The sequence below is a fragment of the Pseudomonas plecoglossicida NBRC 103162 = DSM 15088 genome, assembly GCF_000730665.1.
GTDB lineage: Bacteria > Pseudomonadota > Gammaproteobacteria > Pseudomonadales > Pseudomonadaceae > Aquipseudomonas > Aquipseudomonas plecoglossicida.
Window position 1 is genome coordinate 1 of record NZ_BBIV01000067.1, and the last position, 16,025, is coordinate 16,025.

Annotated in this window: 17 protein-coding genes and 1 pseudogene; 14 read left to right on the forward strand and 4 right to left on the reverse strand. The window is 63.9% G+C overall.

Going from position 1 to position 16,025, the window contains the following annotated elements; translation table 11 throughout:
* Positions 1–31: 31 nt before the first annotated feature.
* Positions 32–268 (reverse strand): HP1242/YdcH family protein, encoded by a 237-nt coding sequence (locus PPL01S_RS23450; protein ID WP_016391913.1) that lies wholly within the window; start codon positions 266–268, stop codon positions 32–34.
* A gap of 118 nt (positions 269–386) precedes the next feature.
* On the opposite strand from PPL01S_RS23450, the gene PPL01S_RS23455 reads away from it, so the two are divergent.
* From PPL01S_RS23455 to PPL01S_RS23485, 7 genes are all read left to right on the forward strand, one after another.
* Positions 387–767, forward strand: a complete 381-nt coding sequence (locus PPL01S_RS23455; protein WP_016391912.1) for a 5-carboxymethyl-2-hydroxymuconate Delta-isomerase — start codon at positions 387–389, stop codon at positions 765–767.
* Between the two features lie 149 nt (positions 768–916).
* Positions 917–2,554: a phosphoethanolamine transferase gene (locus tag PPL01S_RS23460; RefSeq protein ID WP_028626220.1), complete on the forward strand. Its 1,638-nt coding sequence runs from the start codon at positions 917–919 to the stop codon at positions 2,552–2,554.
* Positions 2,555–2,655: 101 nt separating this feature from the next.
* Complete coding sequence (gene rnd / locus PPL01S_RS23465) at positions 2,656–3,789, forward strand: ribonuclease D (protein WP_016391910.1); 1,134 nt, start codon at positions 2,656–2,658, stop codon at positions 3,787–3,789.
* A complete protein-coding gene (locus tag PPL01S_RS23470; RefSeq protein ID WP_016391909.1) occupies positions 3,786–4,079 on the forward strand; it encodes a YcgL domain-containing protein in 294 nt (97 codons plus the stop codon). Before rnd ends, PPL01S_RS23470 begins: the two co-directional genes overlap by 4 nt.
* 2 nt (positions 4,080–4,081) lie before the next feature.
* Positions 4,082–5,014: a D-2-hydroxyacid dehydrogenase gene (locus PPL01S_RS23475; protein WP_016391908.1), complete on the forward strand. Its 933-nt coding sequence runs from the start codon at positions 4,082–4,084 to the stop codon at positions 5,012–5,014.
* 159 nt (positions 5,015–5,173) lie between these two features.
* Positions 5,174–5,623: a YcgN family cysteine cluster protein gene (locus PPL01S_RS23480; protein ID WP_016391907.1), complete on the forward strand. Its 450-nt coding sequence runs from the start codon at positions 5,174–5,176 to the stop codon at positions 5,621–5,623.
* Positions 5,624–5,664: 41 nt separating this feature from the next.
* The gene (locus PPL01S_RS23485) at positions 5,665–6,873 is read left to right on the forward strand and encodes a hypothetical protein (RefSeq protein WP_016391906.1); all 1,209 of its coding nucleotides are present in this window, start codon (positions 5,665–5,667) and stop codon (positions 6,871–6,873) included.
* Between the two features lie 116 nt (positions 6,874–6,989).
* Here the strand turns inward: PPL01S_RS23485 and PPL01S_RS23490 are convergent, their stop codons facing one another.
* A complete protein-coding gene (locus tag PPL01S_RS23490) occupies positions 6,990–7,313 on the reverse strand; it encodes a YgaP-like transmembrane domain (protein ID WP_016391905.1) in 324 nt (107 codons plus the stop codon).
* A gap of 273 nt (positions 7,314–7,586) precedes the next feature.
* On the opposite strand from PPL01S_RS23490, the pseudogene PPL01S_RS23495 reads away from it, so the two are divergent.
* The 6 genes and pseudogenes from PPL01S_RS23495 to PPL01S_RS23520 form a co-directional block, all read left to right on the forward strand.
* Positions 7,587–8,237, forward strand: a pseudogene (locus PPL01S_RS23495) (amino acid permease); the annotation flags it as partial.
* Positions 8,238–8,519: 282 nt separating this feature from the next.
* Positions 8,520–9,236, forward strand: coding sequence for a GntR family transcriptional regulator (locus tag PPL01S_RS23500; RefSeq protein ID WP_028626221.1), 717 nt, complete (start codon positions 8,520–8,522; stop codon positions 9,234–9,236).
* Between the two features lie 61 nt (positions 9,237–9,297).
* Entirely contained in the window at positions 9,298–10,617 is a 1,320-nt protein-coding gene (locus tag PPL01S_RS23505) for an NAD(P)/FAD-dependent oxidoreductase (protein WP_016391902.1), read from the forward strand.
* 183 nt (positions 10,618–10,800) lie between these two features.
* Positions 10,801–12,129, forward strand: coding sequence for an MFS transporter (locus tag PPL01S_RS23510; RefSeq protein WP_016391901.1), 1,329 nt, complete (start codon positions 10,801–10,803; stop codon positions 12,127–12,129).
* 75 nt (positions 12,130–12,204) lie between these two features.
* Entirely contained in the window at positions 12,205–13,107 is a 903-nt protein-coding gene (locus PPL01S_RS23515) for a dihydrodipicolinate synthase family protein (RefSeq protein ID WP_028626222.1), read from the forward strand.
* A 2-nt stretch (positions 13,108–13,109) separates the two neighbouring features.
* On the forward strand, positions 13,110–14,600 hold the full coding sequence (locus PPL01S_RS23520; protein ID WP_016391899.1) for an aldehyde dehydrogenase: 1,491 nt from the start codon (positions 13,110–13,112) through the stop codon (positions 14,598–14,600).
* A gap of 39 nt (positions 14,601–14,639) precedes the next feature.
* Here PPL01S_RS23520 and PPL01S_RS23525 read toward each other — a convergent pair whose 3' ends face one another.
* The gene (locus PPL01S_RS23525) at positions 14,640–15,110 is read right to left on the reverse strand and encodes an RNA methyltransferase (RefSeq protein WP_016391898.1); all 471 of its coding nucleotides are present in this window, start codon (positions 15,108–15,110) and stop codon (positions 14,640–14,642) included.
* A gap of 84 nt (positions 15,111–15,194) precedes the next feature.
* Positions 15,195–15,566 carry a YajD family HNH nuclease gene (locus tag PPL01S_RS23530; protein WP_016391897.1) on the reverse strand — a complete coding sequence of 124 codons (372 nt, stop codon included), beginning with the start codon at positions 15,564–15,566 and terminating at the stop codon, positions 15,195–15,197.
* Positions 15,567–15,697: 131 nt separating this feature from the next.
* Here PPL01S_RS23530 and PPL01S_RS23535 point away from each other — a divergent pair, with 131 nt between their 5' ends.
* Entirely contained in the window at positions 15,698–15,976 is a 279-nt protein-coding gene (locus PPL01S_RS23535) for a hypothetical protein (RefSeq protein WP_028626223.1), read from the forward strand.
* Positions 15,977–16,025 lie beyond the last annotated feature (49 nt).

A 16,025-nucleotide genomic window follows, 5' to 3' on the forward strand; every position in this document is an offset into this window, starting at 1 on the left:
CGATAGGGCCGTTAGATTCAGCAAAAGTCCGTCAGGACTTCGGCGGATGGATGATCCGTTCGATCTTGTCCTTGATCAGCAGGCGCTCCTTGCGCAGCCGGTTGACGGCTTCGTCGTTGGTGCCATTGCCTTCAGCGGCCACCACTTCCTTGTCCTTGGCGTTGTATTCCTTGTGCAGCTTGTGAAGGTCCTGGTCCTTGTCTATCAGTGCCTGGAATGCATCAGCGGTAACGTGCAAGTCAGCGAGCAGATCATGCGGAACTGGCATTTCTTCACCTCTGTCAGGGTTGTCGTTAAGGTCCTGACCTTTGAGGATAGCCGCCTTTGCGCAGGTAGGGGACTGGGGTAGGCTGTCGGATCCCGCCCCCACGCCTGGAGCCCCCGCCATGCCCCACCTGAACCTGGAATACAGCGACAACCTGGCTGCCCTGAATGTCGATGTGCTGCTGCTGCGTCTGAACCACGCCCTGGTAGGCAGCGGCCAGTTCGCCGACGAGGCGGACATCAAGAGCCGTGCCCAGGCCTTCGGGCACTACCGCGTAGGCACCGCACCAGGCGAACGGGGGTTTGCCCATGTGCGCCTGGCGATCCTCGGCGGGCGTTCGACGGAAGTGAAGCAGCAGCTCTCCCGCAGCCTGCTAGACGTGTTGCGCGAAGCCATCCCGGAGCAGGTCGGCGTAGACCTGCAGCTGTGCGTGGAGGTGCTCGATATCGACCGCGAGCCCTATGCGAAGCTTCGCCTGCCGAGCGCAATGGCAGCTGAATGAAGGTTATTTAATTGGGGAAAGACGCTGTTTCACGGATTCGTTGGCGTCTTTTTCACAAAAAATTGATGGTGCGCTTTCTAGAGTTCCCCCTACTTTTCCGCGGTGCCGTCAGCCGTGGGGTCGATAATAACTCTTGATTGCGAACGTCAATGCTCAACTTCAAATCCCTGCGGACTGAATGGGTCACGCTGCTGGCCAGCCTGTACCTGTTGATCGGCTTCAACGTATTTCTCTGGGAGCACCTGCAGCAGGTGGTACCCGTCGGCCTGCCTGGGCTGTGGCTGAGCCTGGCGTTCGCTGCGCTGATGCTGTTCGCCTTCAACCTAATATTGACCCTGTTCGCTTTTCGCTATGTGCTGAAACCGTTGTTGGTCATATTGTTCCTGAGTGGCGCCGGTGTTGCTTACTTCATGAACCAATATGGCGTACTTATCGATGCCGGCATGTTCCGCAATATGGCCGAGACCAATGTTTCGGAAGTGCGTGACCTGCTGTCCTTCAAGTTTGCCGCGTATATTCTGCTACTTGGCGTATTGCCGTCGATACTGCTGTGGAAAGCGCCCATCGCCTACCGTGCCTGGCACCGTGAAGTGCTCGGCAAACTGGTGGTCAGCGGTGCCTGCGTCGTCGCCCTGGGTTCGGTGGCATTGGTCAACTACCAGGGCCTGTCGTCATTGTTCCGCAATCACCACGAACTTCGCCTGATGCTCACTCCGAGCAATATCGTCGGCGCCTCCATCGGCTATGTCAGCGAGCGTGTCGGCACGGCAGCCCGGCCTTTCCAGACTTACGGCGAAGATGCCCGGCGCGATGTCGCCTGGCAGCACCATGAGCGCAAGTCGCTGACGGTGCTGGTAGTGGGTGAAAGTGCGCGGGCAGATCATTTCAGTGTGCTGGGCTATGACCGTGAAACCACGCCGAACCTGGCCAAGGAGCAGGGCCTGCTGGCGTTTACCGATGTGCATTCGTGCGGCACTGAAACGGCCGTGTCGGTGCCGTGCATGTTCTCGGGCATGCCACGCAAGGATTATGACGCCCGCGTCGCCAAGAACCGTGAGGGCCTGCTGGATATCCTCCAGCGCGCCGGCCTGGCCGTGCAGTGGCGCGACAACCAGTCGGGGTGCAAAGGCACCTGCGATCGCGTGCAGTTCGTCGACGTCAGCAACCTCAAGGACCCGGCGCTGTGCGCCAGCGGCGAATGCCATGACGAGGTCCTGCTGCAGGGCCTGGGCGAGTTGATCGACAACCTCGACAAGGACACCGTGCTGGTACTTCACCAGATGGGCAGCCACGGCCCTGAGTACTTCAAACGCTACCCCGGCGGCGGCGAGCGCTTTACCCCGGTGTGCCAGAGCAATGCCCTGGACCAGTGCAGCGAACAGGAAATCATCAATGGCTACGACAACACGCTGGCCTACACCGACAAGGTCCTGGCGTCGCTGATCGACACCCTGCGCAGCAAGCAGGACAAGGTCGACACAGCGATGATCTACCTGTCCGACCACGGCGAGTCGCTGGGTGAATACAACCTGTTCCTGCACGGCACCCCGTACGCCATCGCCCCGGAGCAACAGAAACACGTGCCCCTGCTGACCTGGTTCTCCGACAGCTACAAGGCAGACTTCGGCCTGGACACCGACTGCCTGGGCAAGCTCAGCGATGCGCCGCTGTCGCAGGACAACCTGTTCCACTCGGTGCTCGGCCTGTTGCAGGTGCGCACCGAGGTCTACCAGCAGTCGCTGGACATGTTTGCCAGCTGCCGGCCCTGGCTGGCAGCCAAGCGCTGAATCCATCCTTCACGCAGCCCATGCAGGCGCGGTGGTCGCCAGGTTTCACCGACAGTGCCCGCGCCGTATATACTGCGCGCCAATGTTAGTGGGAGAGCCTCGTGGCCATCGAAATACACTGGATCCGTGACGACCAGACCCTGGCCGAGTGCTGCCGGAAGTGGCGCGAGCTGCCGTTCGTGGCAGTGGACACCGAATTCATGCGGGTCGACACCTTTTACCCGAAAGCCGGGCTGATACAGATCGGCGACGGCCAGTGCGCTTTCCTCATCGACCCGCTGCTGATCAATGACTGGCAACCGCTGGCCGAGCTGCTCGACGACAATGGCGTGGTCAAGGTCCTGCATGCCTGCAGCGAGGACCTGGAAGTGCTGCTGCGCCTGACCGGCAAGCTGCCGCAGCCGCTGTTCGACACGCAATTGGCGGCCGGTTACCTGAACCTGGGCTTCTCCATGGGCTATTCGCGCCTGGTCCAGGAAGTGCTGGCGATCGAGCTGCCCAAGGGCGAAACCCGCTCCGACTGGCTGCAGCGGCCGCTGTCGGACACCCAGGTCAGCTACGCTGCCGAGGATGCCGTGCACCTGGCTGAACTGTTCTCGGCTTTGCGCCCGCGGCTGTCCGACGACAAGTACGCCTGGGTTCTGGACGATGGCGCCGAACTGGTCGCGGCGCTGCGCCGCGAAGTCGAACCCGAGACCCTCTTTCGCGACGTCAAGTTGGCCTGGAAGCTGGGTCGCCAGCAACTGGCGGTGCTGCGCGAGCTGTGCGTCTGGCGCGAGCGCGAGGCCCGCAGCCGCGATGTGCCGCGTAACCGCATCCTCAAGGAACACTCGCTGTGGCCCATGGCCAAGATGCAGCCGGACAACCTGTCGGCGCTGGCCAAGATCGAAGAAATGCACCCGCGCACCATCCGCCAGGACGGTACCCACCTGATCGAACTGATCAAGCGCGCCGCCAGCCTGCCGGCCGAGCAATGGCCGGCGGTGCTGCCCGAGCCGCTGCCGATCGAAGCCTCTGGCATCCTCAAGCGCCTGCGCGCCATCGGCCAGGCCGAAGGCGAGCGCCTGGGGATTGCCCCGGAGCTGATGTTGCGCAAGAAAACCCTCGAAGCGCTGCTCAAGAGCGGCTACCCCGATGGCCCCTATCAACTGCCCGATTCGCTGCGCGGCTGGCGCCGTGAGCGGATGGGCCAGGCCCTGCTGGATGACCTGGCAGGCGCCGGAGAGACCCGATGAAACGCATCTGCTCGATCTACAAGAGCCCCCGCAAGAATGAAATGTACCTCTACGTGCTCAAGGCCGAGGGCCTGGAGCGCGTGCCCGAAGCCTTGCTGCCGTACTTCGGCACCCCCGTGCACGCCTTCGACCTGGTACTGACCCCCGAGCGCAAGCTGGCACGCGAGGACATCGCCAAGGTGCTGGAAAACCTCGACAACCAGGGCTACCACCTGCAGATGCCGCCGCCGGACGATGACTACATCGAGCACCTGCCCGAAGAATTGCTGCGCCGTAACGACCCTGCCTGACCATGCGCGTTCTGATCGCTGAACACAGCCACGACCATTACGCCGAGCTGCTCGCCCAGGCGGCCCCGGACTTGGAAATCCTGACCAGCGGCGATTCGGCCGAACTGGCCATGCAGGCTCGGCAATGCCAGGTCTGGCTGGGCCAGCCAGACCTGCTGGCGAGCCTGCTGCGCCAAGGCCACAAGCCGGACTGGATGCAGTCGACCTGGGCGGGCATCACGCCGTTGCTGGCCGAGGGCCTGCCGCGTGACTACCGCCTGAGCCGCGCAGTGGGCATCTTTGGCCAGGTGATGGCCGAGTACATGCTCACCTACATGCTGGGCCACGAGCGCGAGGTGCTGTCGCGCCTGGTCAGCCAGGTCGAACGGCGCTGGGACGACCGCCCCGGGCGCACCCTGGAAGGCCGCAAGGTCCTGATCGTCGGTACCGGTGACATCGGCCAGCGCGTGGCCGAGTTCCTCGTGCCGTTCGGTGTGACCTTGTACGGTATCGCCAGCACTGCCCGCCCCCAGGCGCCCTTCGTCGAGGTGGCGGGGCTGGCGGAGCTGCCGCGGCTGGTGGGGCAGGTGGACTATGTGCTCAACCTGTTGCCGGCCACCCCGGCCACCCATGACCTGTACGATGCGGCGCTGTTCCGGCGCTTCCAGCCTACCGCCCTGTTCATCAATGCCGGGCGCGGCGCGGCGGTGGTCGATGGCGACCTGGTCGAGGCGTTGAAGGAGGGGCACCTGGCGGGCGCGGTGATCGATGTCTGCCGGCAGGAGCCCTTGCCGCAGCGCCATCCGTTCTGGACGGCGTGGGGGTTGTTGCTCACCGGTCACAGCTCGGCGCCGACCTCGCCGGCGGCGATGGTGCGGTTGTTCGTCGAGAATGTGCGGGCCTATGCGGCGGGGCAGGGGCTGCGTGGGGAAGTGGATTTCGCCCGGGGATATTGATCCCCGCTCGGCCCAATCGCCGGCAAGCCGGCTCCCACAGGGAACTTCTCGGTACCTGTGTTGCACCACTGACAAGCGGTCTGGCATTGCCGAAGGCCAGGCTCTAGACTGGCGCCGCCGCGCGCCGCGGCCCCCGTATGAATGCAGGAAACCCGTGTGATGATCGCTGACAGCGCGCCGTTCTGGCGGCGCAAGACCCTCGAACAACTCGACCCGCAGGAGTGGGAGTCGCTGTGCGACGGCTGTGGCCTGTGCTGCCTGCAAAAGCTCGAGGACGAAGACGACAACAGCGTCTATTACACACGCATCGCCTGCAAACTGCTGGACCGCGACAGCTGCCAGTGCAGCGACTACCCCAATCGCTTCGAGCATGTCCCCGATTGCATCCAGCTGACCCCGGGCAAGGCTGACCAGTTCAAGTGGTTGCCGAGCACCTGTGGCTACCGGCTGGTCAGCGAGGGCAAGGACTTGCCGGCATGGCACCACCTGGTCTGCGGTGACCGCAAGCAAGTCCATGAACAGCGCATTTCCCAGTCGGGGCGTATGCTCAGTGAGCATGAAGTGGATGAAGACGACTGGGAAGACCACCTGATCTTTCGCGCCAGCTGAGCGGTGCGCCCCGTCGCCTCTGGGGAACTAGGAGTTTCGGTATGCGTAGCCAGCTGTTGCTGTGCCTGGGCCTTGTAGCGTGTTCGCCGGCCTGGGCGAAAAAAGTCGACCTCGATTACCAGGTGCGCCTGTTGCCCGCCAGCGGCCAGGCCGAAGTGCGCCTGACCCTGGCTGAGGGCAGTGCGGTACGCAGCCTGGACTTCGACCTGGGCAAGGCCAATGCCTACAGCGGCTTCCAGGCCGACGGCCAGTGGCAGCAGCAGGGCGAGCGGGGTGTCTGGCACCCGGCCGCGGGCAAGACCAGCCTCAGCTACCGGGTGAAACTGGACCAGAAACTGCGCAGCGGTGCCCATACCTCGCGCATCACGCCGCATTGGGCGCTGTTCCTCGGCGATCAGCTGGTCCCGCCTGCGCGCCTCGACCAGCAGGACGGCACCGAACTGGTGGCACGGTTGTCGGTCGACCTGCCCGAGGGCTGGAAAAGCATCGAAACATCCTGGCCGCGCATCGGCAAGGACAAGTTCCGCATCGATAATGTGTCTCGCCTGTTCGACCGCCCGACCGGCTGGATGCTCGCGGGCGACCTTGGCAGCCGTCGCGCACGCCTGGGCGAAACCGACGTGACCGTGGCCGCGCCGGTGGGGCAGGGCATGCGGCGGATGGACAACCTGACCTTGCTGACCTTCGTCTGGCCGCAGTTGCAGTCGGTATTCCCGCGCAACCCGCCGAAGCTGCTGCTGGTCGGTGCCCGCGATGGCATGTGGCGCGGAGCGATGGCGGCGAAGGGGTCGCTGTACCTGCACAGCGCTCGGCCGATGGTCAGCGAGAATGGCAGCAGCCCATTGTTGCGCGAACTGGTTCAGCTGTTTGCGCAGATTCACGTGAGTGCCGACAGTGACTGGCTTGGCCAGAGCCTGACCGATTACTACGCCAACGAACTGTTGCGCCGTGCCGGGGGCGTCAGCGATGACCGCTACCAGGTGTGGCAGGCGCGGTTGCAGAAGCAGGGCGCCAAGGTCACCCAGCTGCGCGGCGAGCGGGCAAGCCCGGCGCAGGTGGCGCGGGGGGTGTTGTTGCTGCAGGCGCTGGACAAGGAAATCCGCATCCATACCCAGGCCAAGCGGTCGCTGGATGACGTGACCCAGGCGTTGATGCGCTTGCCCAAGGTGAGTACCGAGGCGTTCGTGCAGATCAGCGAGAATGTGCTGGGGCGGCGGTCCGAGGTGTTGCAGAGCAAGGCGTTGCGCTAGGCATCAAGGGCCCTATCGCCGGCAAGTCGGCTCCCACAGGGTACCGCGGTGATCTCCTGTGGGAGCCGGCTTGTCGTGGCGACGACCGCGGCGATAGGGCCCGAACAGACAACCCCTCACTCACCTGTCACTGTCACCCCTCGGGTAGCCGCCTTGGCACTGCGCTGCAACGCCTCCAGCTCCGCCGCACTGCGCTCGATGTCCGAACGCAAGCGGTGATATTCCTGGCGATGCTGCTGCCACCAGGCCTTGGTCGAGCAGTGCCCGCTGACCCCGCGTGCCACCGCCAGGCCGCCCACCACCATCTGCAACAGGCCGATCAGGCCGCCATGACGCAGCCCCTTGCTGAACATCAGCGCGCCTGTGGCCAGCGAGCCGACCCGCTCCAGCCCGTGGACGTTGTGCTCCGCAGTTCCCGAAGCGGTGTGTATATCGAGCATGGCCAAGCCTCCCTAGTCGTGTGTAAGCAGCTGACCCGTGATGGGCGGGCGCCGTTCACTTGGCATGCCGAGCGGTTGTGCATCAACCGCCCAAGGCTCTGCCCTGCGACTTTCACCCGGGCGGATGGCAGGTCTGGTCAAGTCTGTGGCGGATCCGGGCAACTGCAGCGGCCCTGCGCTGCATTAACGTGGCCAGGCGCGAAGCTCATCCACGCTGGGTTTCGATCCAGGAGCTTCACGTCCCCAACAAAGACAAGAACAGCAGGGATCAGGATGACAATGACAAGCGCGAGTGGCGCCGGCAATCAGCTGGCGCAAGGCTTCAAGCAACGCCATGTGACCATGCTCTCGATCGCCGGGGTGATCGGTGCGGGGCTGTTCATCGGCTCCGGCCACGCCATCGCCGCGGCAGGCCCTTCGGCCATCGTCGCCTATGCGCTGGCCGGCGCGCTGGTGGTACTGGTGATGCGCATGCTCGGGGAAATGGCCGTCGTCAGCCCCGATACCGGCTCCTTCTCCACCTACGCCGACCGCGCCATCGGGCGCTGGGCAGGGTTCACCATCGGTTGGTTGTACTGGTGGTTCTGGGTGCTGGTAATCCCCATCGAGGCCATCGCTGCCGGCGTGGTGCTCAACAACTGGTTCCTGCACATTGATGCCTGGCTGTTCGCCCTGAGCATGACCGTGCTGCTGACCGCCACCAACCTGTTCAGCGTGGCCAAGTACGGCGAGTTCGAGTTCTGGTTCGCCATGCTCAAGGTGATCGCCATCGTCGCCTTCATCGCACTCGGCGCCGCGGCGCTCGCCGGCGTGCTGCCAGGGCGCGAAGTGAGTGGCTTGTCGCGCCTGCTGGACGAGCAGGGCGGGTTCATGCCCAACGGCTGGACGGCGATCATCGGCGCCTTGCTCACCACCATGTTCAGCAGCTTGAGCCGACCCTGAACAGCACGAAGCCACCCGAGCGAGGGTGGCTTTTTTGTTTGTGCGGGTAGTCACCTTGTCTTGTCTGGAGAGTTTTCTGTCCGGTTTGGCAATGCAGTCTCAAGGGTGTTTAATCTCACCCCTGAAAGCTCTGAAGCCCAATGAAACAGGGGGCTCCAGAGATTCAACTGTTCATCCAAATTGCTGTAGACACATTGTCTAACAGTGCCCTGTATTCGTTATACAAATTGTAGACACAGCGCTATGACCAACAAGAAGGCCGCCATGAAAGCCACCGTTCAACCGCTCAATGTCGAGGTGCCGCCGGACCGCAAGGCCGTCCTGGCCGAAGCCCTGCGCCGCCGGATCCTGAGCATGGAACTGGCCCCCGGCGCGGTGGTGGACGAACTGGCCCTGTGCGACGAGTTCGGCCTGTCCCGCCCCCCGGTACGTGAACTGCTGCGCCAGATCGCCGCCGAAGGCTACATCGAGCTCGAAGCCAACCGCGCCCCGCGCGTGGCAGCGATGAACCACGAGTCGCTGCACAGCTTCTTCGTCGCAGCGCCGCTGATCTACATCGCCACTACCCAGCTGGCCGCCACCTACGCCAGCGAAGCCGAAATCGAAGTGCTGAAGGGCATACAGGCCAGTTTCCGCAAGGCCATCGAGGAGCGCGACGTGGAAAACCGCGTGCTCTACAACGATGCCTTCCATCTGGAGATCGGCAAGATGGCGCACAACGACTACCTGCTGCCGAGCCTGCGTCGCCTGCTGATCGACCATACCCGGCTGGGCAAGATCTTCTACCGCCACCCGACCACCGATGACATGCAGCGCGACCTCGAAACCGCCTGCGCGCAACACGACCAGATGATCCACGCCATCGAGCGCCGCGACCCGAAGGCCGCCGGGGAGCTGGTGCGCGAGCACTTCGAGCTGTCGCGCCGGCGCATGGCCGAATACGCCGCACCGGCAGGGCTGGATGTTCCGATTCAGTTATGAGTTTCCAGGTTGGCGTCGCTGGCGCTGACCGTTCGTCAACAACAAGATCCGGGTTAGTGTCATGACAAGAATAAGTTCGTTACCTGCCGATGATGCCACCTGTGGCTGGTACCACCTGAGCAAGCCGCGCACCCCGCGTCCGGCCCACAGTGGCCACAGCCAGGCGCGCTGGGTGGTGGTCGGCGCAGGCTTCACCGGCCTTGCGGCGGCTCGCCAGCTGGCGACGAACTATCCCAATGACGAGATCGTGCTGATCGAGGCCCAGGAGGTTGGTTTCGGTACCTCCGGGCGCAATGCCGGCTTCGCCATCGACCTGCCCCACGATATCGGCGCCGAGGACTACATCGGCGACCTCGACATCGCCAAGACCGTGCTCAAGCTCAACCTGGGCGGCCAGTCGTACCTCAAGGAACTGATCGAGCGCTACGACATCGAGTGCCAGTTCCGCCATTGCGGCAAGTACCAGGCAGCCGTCGAGGACCGCGGCATCGCTGTGCTGGACGCCTATCGCCGTGGCCTGGACAAGCTCGGCCAGCCCTATGAAGTGATCGAAGGGCGCGACCTGCCTGAACATATCGGCACGCACTTCTACCGCAAGGGCCTGTTCACTCCCGGCACCGCGCTGCTGCAGCCTTCGGCCCTGGTCAAGGGCCTGGCAGACAGCCTGCCGAGCAACGTCTCGCTCTACGAAAATACCCCCATCACCGACGTCGAGTATGGCGACAAGGTGGTGCTGCGCCATGCCATCGGGTCGATCACGGCCAACAAGCTGGTGCTGACCACCAATGCCTTCGGCATGAGTTTCGGTTTCCTCAAGGGCCGCATGCTGCCGGTGTTCACCTACGGCAGCATCACCCGCCCGCTGACCGAGGACGAACAGGCGCGCCTGGGCGGCAAACCCTACTGGGGCGTGATCCCGGCGGACCCGTTCGGCACCACCATGCGCCGCACCGTCGACAACCGCCTGCTGATCCGCAACAGCTTCAGCTACAACCCGGACGGGCGCAGCAATCGCAAGTACCTCGAACGCTTCGTCGAGCGCCATCGCCAGTCCTTCGCCCGGCGTTTCCCGATGTTGCCGGGGGTGAACTTCGAATACACCTGGGGCGGTGCCCTGGCGTTGTCGCGCAACCATATGGGCTTCTTCGGCCAGTTGGCGCCGAATGTTGTAGGCGCCCTGTGCTGCAACGGACTTGGCGTCACCCGTGGCACCGTCACCGGCAAGTTGCTGGCCGACTGGCTGGCCGGCGACAAGAACGAACTGATCGAGTTTTTGCTCAAGGCCCCCGGGCCTTGCGCGAATCCACCGCAACCCCTGGTTTCACTGGGCTTGAATGCCAATTTGATGTGGGGGCAACTGCGCGCCGGCAAAGAAAGCTGATGGCTGGCTGAGCAAGGATCGCAACATTTTACCGCCGGTCGAAGTTGGCCGGCACGGGCTCGCTTTGCCCGAATTTGATGATCGGGATGAGTCGTCCGGTCACCCGGGGCTGAACGCTGTTTTCAGTTTCGCGGACGCGCGCGCCTTGAAAACGTGCATGTAGATGAAGTGGCAGGAACAATAATGACAAGTCCGAATATTTCGATTGAAGATGTACCGATCAACCGCTTTCACCAATTGCTCACCGTGCGCTCGGGCGGCGGCTCGTTCGTCGATGGCTATGTCTTGAGCATCATCGGCGTGGCCATGGTGCAGATGTCCGCCGGCCTGAACCTGAGCAGTTTCTGGCAGGGCATGATCGCCGCCTCGGCGCTGATCGGGATTTTCTTCGGCGGCTTCTTCGGCGGCTGGCTGACCGACCGCTTCGGCCGCAAGCGCGTGTTCTTCGTCGGCCCGACCTTGTTCATCCTGGCTTCGATCGCCCAGCTCTGGGTGGAGTCGGCGCTGACGCTGTTCCTGTTGCGCTTTGCCATCGGCATTGCAGTGGGCATCGAATACCCGGTGGCAACCTCGCTGCTGGTGGAGTTCCTGCCCAGGAAGAACCGCGGCCCGCGCCTGGCCACCCTGACCGTGCTGTGGTTCGCCGGCGCTGCCACCGCCTACATGGTCGGTGAGGCGATCCTGCGCCATGGTGGCGACGATGCCTGGCGCCTGGTGCTGGCCAGTGCCTCGGTGATCGGCGCGCTGCTGTTCACCCTGCGCCTGGGCACCCCCGAGTCGCCGCGCTGGCTGATCAGCAAGGGCCGTTCGGCCGAAGCCGAGCAGGTCATCAAGCAGGTCTATGGCAACGGCTTCTCCCTGGGCAACCTGCCTGAAGAGCCGAAGACCCGCAAACTGTCGTTCCTCAGCCTGCTGCACTCCGGGTACGGCAAGCGCATGTTGTTCGTCACCATGTTCTGGACCTGTTCGGTGATCCCGGTGTTCGCCGTCTACGCCTTCGCGCCGAAGGTGCTGGGCGCGCTCAACCTCAAGGGCGACTGGGCATCGATCGGTTCGGTGGCCATCACCTGCCTGTTCGTGGTCGGTTGCATCATCGGTACCCGCCTGCTGAACACCGTCGGCCGGCGCACCACGCTGCTGCACAGCTTCTTCTGGTCCGGGCTGGCACTGCTGGGCCTGGGCGCCTTCAGCAGCGGCAACGAGATGCTCATCCTGGTGCTGTTCGGTGCCTACGCGCTGTTCATCGGCGGCGCCCAGGTGCTGCAGCTGGTCTACCCCAACGAACTGTTCCCCACTGAAATCCGTGCCGGCGCCGTGGGCGTGGGGACTTCCATGTCGCGGGTCGGTGCCGCGGTCGGCACCTGGCTGGTGCCCATCGCCCTCGACAGCTATGGCATCGGCGCCACGATGTATGCCGCCGCCGCCGTGACCTTCGTCGGCCTGGCCTTCTCGGTCGCCCTGGCCCCGGAAACCCGTTCGCTGAACTTGCAACAAGCGGCTTCGCTGGGCTGAACCCCAAGACAACCCGCCGTGTCGGCGAACCGCCACGGCCTTTAGCACACTGATCAACGCACTGGAGAACCTACCGTGAAATTCGAAGGCATCTACACCCCGGCAATCACTCCGCTGGCTGCGGACGGCTCGATCGACAAGGCGGCGTTTGCCGAGGTCCTCGAATACCTGGTCGAATCGAAAATCCACGGTGTGATCATCGGTGGTTCCACCGGCGAGTACTACGCCCACACCGCCCAGGAGCGCAACGAGCTGGCCGCCCAGGCCAAGGATGTGCTGAACGGTCGCCTGCCGCTGATCGTCGGCACCGGCGCGATCCGTACCGAAGACTCCGTGGCATTCGCCAAGCACGCCAAGGAAATCAAGGCCGATGCACTGCTGGTCGGCACCCCGCCATACGCGCTGCCGACCCAGCAGGAAATCGCCCTGCACGTCAAAGCCGTCGACGCCGCCGCCGACCTGCCGATCATGCTCTACAACTACCCAGGCCGCATGAGCGTGAGCATGGGCGAAGCATTCTTCGACGCCGTGGCCGACGTGAAGAACATCGTCGCCATCAAGGAAAGCTCCGGTGACATGGCGCAACTGCACCGCCTGGCCATCCAGCGCCCGAACATCCAGCTGTCGTGCGGTTGGGACGACCAGGCCCTGGAGTTCTTCGCCTGGGGTGCCAAGAGCTGGGTCTGCGCCGGCTCCAACTTCATCCCGCGCGAACACGTGGCCTTGTATGAAGCCTGCGTGCTGGAAAAGGACTTTGACAAGGCCCGTCGCATCATGGGCGCCATGATGCCGTTGATGGACTTCCTCGAAGGCGGCAAGTTCGTCCAGTCGATCAAGTACGGCGTCGCCCTCAACGGCCTGAGCACCGGCGGCGTGCGCAAGCCGCTGTCCGAGCTGGACGCTGCCGAGAAGCAAGCGCTGCAGGGCGTTGTCAGCGAACTCAAGCGCTCCATCGCACAGATCACCGGAGGTGCCTGAAAATGGCCGAATTGCTGAGCAAGGAACAATACGCGGCCATCGCCGCCGAACTGCAGCTGCGGACCAGGGCGTTCATCGACGGTGAGTTCCGCGACGCCATTTCCGGCCGCACCTTCGTCACCACCAACCCGGCGACCGGCAAGCAGTTGGCCGAAGTCGCCGCCTGCGACGTGCAGGATGTCGACCTCGCCGTGGCAGCGGCCAAGCGTGAGTTCGAAGCCGGTAGCTGGTCCAAGCTGCAACCGGGTGAGCGCAAGCACATCCTGCTGAAGTTCGCCCAGTTGCTGGAAGACAACGCCCACGAGCTGGCCGTGCTGGAAGCGCTGGACAGCGGCAAGCCGGTCAGCGAGTGCCAGAACGTCGACGTGCCGGAGACCATTCACACCATTCGCTGGCATGCCGAGCTGATCGACAAGATCTACGACAACACCGCACCGACCGGCAACGCGGCCGTGACCATGGTGGTGCGCGAGGCCATCGGTGTGGTCGGCCTGGTGCTGCCGTGGAACTTCCCGCTGCTGATGCTGGCGTGGAAGATCGCGCCATCGCTGGCCGCCGGTTGCTCGATCGTGGTCAAGCCGGCCAAGGAAACCACCCTCAGCGCCCTGCGCGTGGCAGAGCTGGCGCACCAGGCCGGCGTGCCGGCAGGCGTGTTCAACCTGGTGCCAGGCGGTGGCCGTGAAGTGGGCGAGGCCATTGGCCGGCACATGGACATCCCGATGGTCAGCTTCACCGGCTCCACCGACACCGGCCGCCTGTTCCTCAAGTACGCGGCCGAGTCCAACCTCAAGCGCATCGTCCTGGAGCTGGGGGGCAAGAACCCAGCCGTGGTCATGAACGACTGCGAGGATCTGGATGAAGTGGCGCAGTTCGTCACCGCCGGTGCGTTCTGGAACATGGGCGAGAACTGCTCGGCGTCCTCGCGGCTGATCGTGCACAAGGACGTCAAGGACGAGCTGCTGGGCCTGATCGGCAAGCACCTGAAGGACTGGAAGCTGGGCGACCCGCTGGACCCGGAAAACCGCCTGGGCGCGATGGTCAGCAAGGCGCACTTCGAGAAGGTCAAGTCGTACCTGGAATACGCCGCCGAACAAAAGCTCGATGTGGTGCAGGGCGGCGAGACCGAGCAGGGCGTGTTCGTGCAGCCGACCATCGTCGATGGCGTGGCGCGCGGCAGCAAGCTGTTCGTCGAGGAGATCTTCGGGCCGGTGCTGAGCGTGACCAGCTTCGAGACCCTCGACGAGGCCATCGAGCTTGCCAACGACACTATCTATGGCCTGGCCGCTTCGGCCTATACCGGCAGCCTGCGCAATGCGCTGCGCCTGTCGCGGGAGATCCGCGCAGGTGTGGTGACGGTGAACTGCTTTGGTGAAGGCGATGCCTCGACGCCGTTCGGCGGTTACAAGGAGTCCGGCTTCGGTGGGCGCGACAAGTCCATCTGGGCCCATGACCAGTACACGGAGCTGAAGACCATCTGGATCAACGCTTCGTGACCTGAGCAAGACCGGTGCTGACACCGCAAAGGCGGCTTTTTATTTGAACTTCGGTCCCGAGCGGGTATTCAACCCCTTGGCCAGTCGGTCATACAGCACCACATTCACCGTCGCCGCCAGGTTCATGCAACCCTCGGTCGGTATGTAGATGGTCTCTTCGCACCACGCCCGCACTTCGGCACTGAGGCTGCCGTCTTCCGGCCCGAAGATGTAGATGGCGCGATCCGGGTGGGTGTATTCGGGCAGCGGCCGCGCACCGTCCACCAGCTCGACCGCCACCGGCGTGCAACCCAGGGGAATGATGCGCTGCAGATCGTCGATGCCGATCAGCGGAATGTCGTAATGCACCCGCTTGGTATCGGTGACGAAATCGCGCGCGCGTTCATAGCGCTTGCCGGTGTAGAACACCGAGTTGACGCCGTAGCAACCCGCTGCGCGCATCACCGAACCGACGTTCTCCGCAGACTTGGGGTTGAACAGGCCGATGCAGCTGTACCGTTTGTTTGCCACGTGCCGGGGCCCTTCGCAAAAAGGCGCGATTATACGGGCTCGCCGGCGGCAGCGGGGGCTGTATCGATAGGCTGTATTCGACGGTCAGTCTTTCTTCAGCATCCCGGCCAGGGCGGCGAACGGGTTGTGGGTGGCCTTGGCGATGCTCGGGGTGCTCAGGGAGCCTTCGCTGAAGTACTGCTGGTCGGTGTAGCGCGAGTGCTCGTTGTCGTGGCAGTACAGGCACAGCAGCTCCCAGTTGGAGCCGTCCTGGGGGTTGTTGTCGTGGTTGTGGTCACGGTGGTGCACGGTCAGTTCGCTCAGACGCTTGCCGGAGAACTCCCGGGCGCAGCGGCCGCAGACGTGCGGGTACATCTTCAGGGCCTTGTCGCGGTAGCCCATCTCCTTGTCGCGCTTGGCGTCGGCGAGGATGCGGTCGAGGCGGGCGGTAGCGGCGGACGTGGAAGCCGAACTCATGGTGTTTCCTTTGTTCTGATCAGGCATGTGACGGTTATGCCGATGAGTCTAGCGCGCTGCAGGTCAGGCGGACAGGCAAAAAAGCCGATAACGGCGTAGCCTGTAGGAAGGTTCCCGACAGGAGGTTGCTGATGTTCCATGCGATCCTCGCGGCGCTGCTTGTAGCCGCCATGCCCCTGGCCCAGGCGGCAGGCACGCCCCCGCGCTTGAACACGCCCGTGCCCGGTGCGCCCGGCACGGCAACGCCCACCCCGTACCCGCAGGTCACTCCGAGTACGCCGCCCAAGGCTTATGACAACAAGCCGGGGGCGCCGCTGTTGCCACCGATGCCAGTGCCGGGGCCGCCGAAGGACCAGCCGCTGCCCGGCTTGCGCCAGGAACCGGCGAAGCCGCAAGTGCAGGAAAATTAGGGCTGCCAGGGGCCTGCCGAATGCTTTTCAGCGCCTGTGAGATCGAGCG

Coding starts and splice junctions, on each gene's coding strand:
- PPL01S_RS23500 (WP_028626221.1), top strand. CDS start 8,520: ATGAAAGCCACCGTTCAACCGCTCAATGTCGAGGTGCCGCCGGACCGC.
- PPL01S_RS23480 (WP_016391907.1), top strand. CDS start 5,174: ATGATCGCTGACAGCGCGCCGTTCTGGCGGCGCAAGACCCTCGAACAA.
- PPL01S_RS23490 (WP_016391905.1), bottom strand. CDS start 7,313: ATGCTCGATATACACACCGCTTCGGGAACTGCGGAGCACAACGTCCAC.
- PPL01S_RS23530 (WP_016391897.1), bottom strand. CDS start 15,566: ATGAGTTCGGCTTCCACGTCCGCCGCTACCGCCCGCCTCGACCGCATC.
- PPL01S_RS23510 (WP_016391901.1), top strand. CDS start 10,801: ATGACAAGTCCGAATATTTCGATTGAAGATGTACCGATCAACCGCTTT.
- PPL01S_RS23460 (WP_028626220.1), top strand. CDS start 917: ATGCTCAACTTCAAATCCCTGCGGACTGAATGGGTCACGCTGCTGGCC.
- PPL01S_RS23535 (WP_028626223.1), top strand. CDS start 15,698: ATGTTCCATGCGATCCTCGCGGCGCTGCTTGTAGCCGCCATGCCCCTG.
- PPL01S_RS23470 (WP_016391909.1), top strand. CDS start 3,786: ATGAAACGCATCTGCTCGATCTACAAGAGCCCCCGCAAGAATGAAATG.
- PPL01S_RS23485 (WP_016391906.1), top strand. CDS start 5,665: ATGCGTAGCCAGCTGTTGCTGTGCCTGGGCCTTGTAGCGTGTTCGCCG.
- PPL01S_RS23455 (WP_016391912.1), top strand. CDS start 387: ATGCCCCACCTGAACCTGGAATACAGCGACAACCTGGCTGCCCTGAAT.
- PPL01S_RS23505 (WP_016391902.1), top strand. CDS start 9,298: ATGACAAGAATAAGTTCGTTACCTGCCGATGATGCCACCTGTGGCTGG.
- PPL01S_RS23450 (WP_016391913.1), bottom strand. CDS start 268: ATGCCAGTTCCGCATGATCTGCTCGCTGACTTGCACGTTACCGCTGAT.
- PPL01S_RS23475 (WP_016391908.1), top strand. CDS start 4,082: ATGCGCGTTCTGATCGCTGAACACAGCCACGACCATTACGCCGAGCTG.
- PPL01S_RS23520 (WP_016391899.1), top strand. CDS start 13,110: ATGGCCGAATTGCTGAGCAAGGAACAATACGCGGCCATCGCCGCCGAA.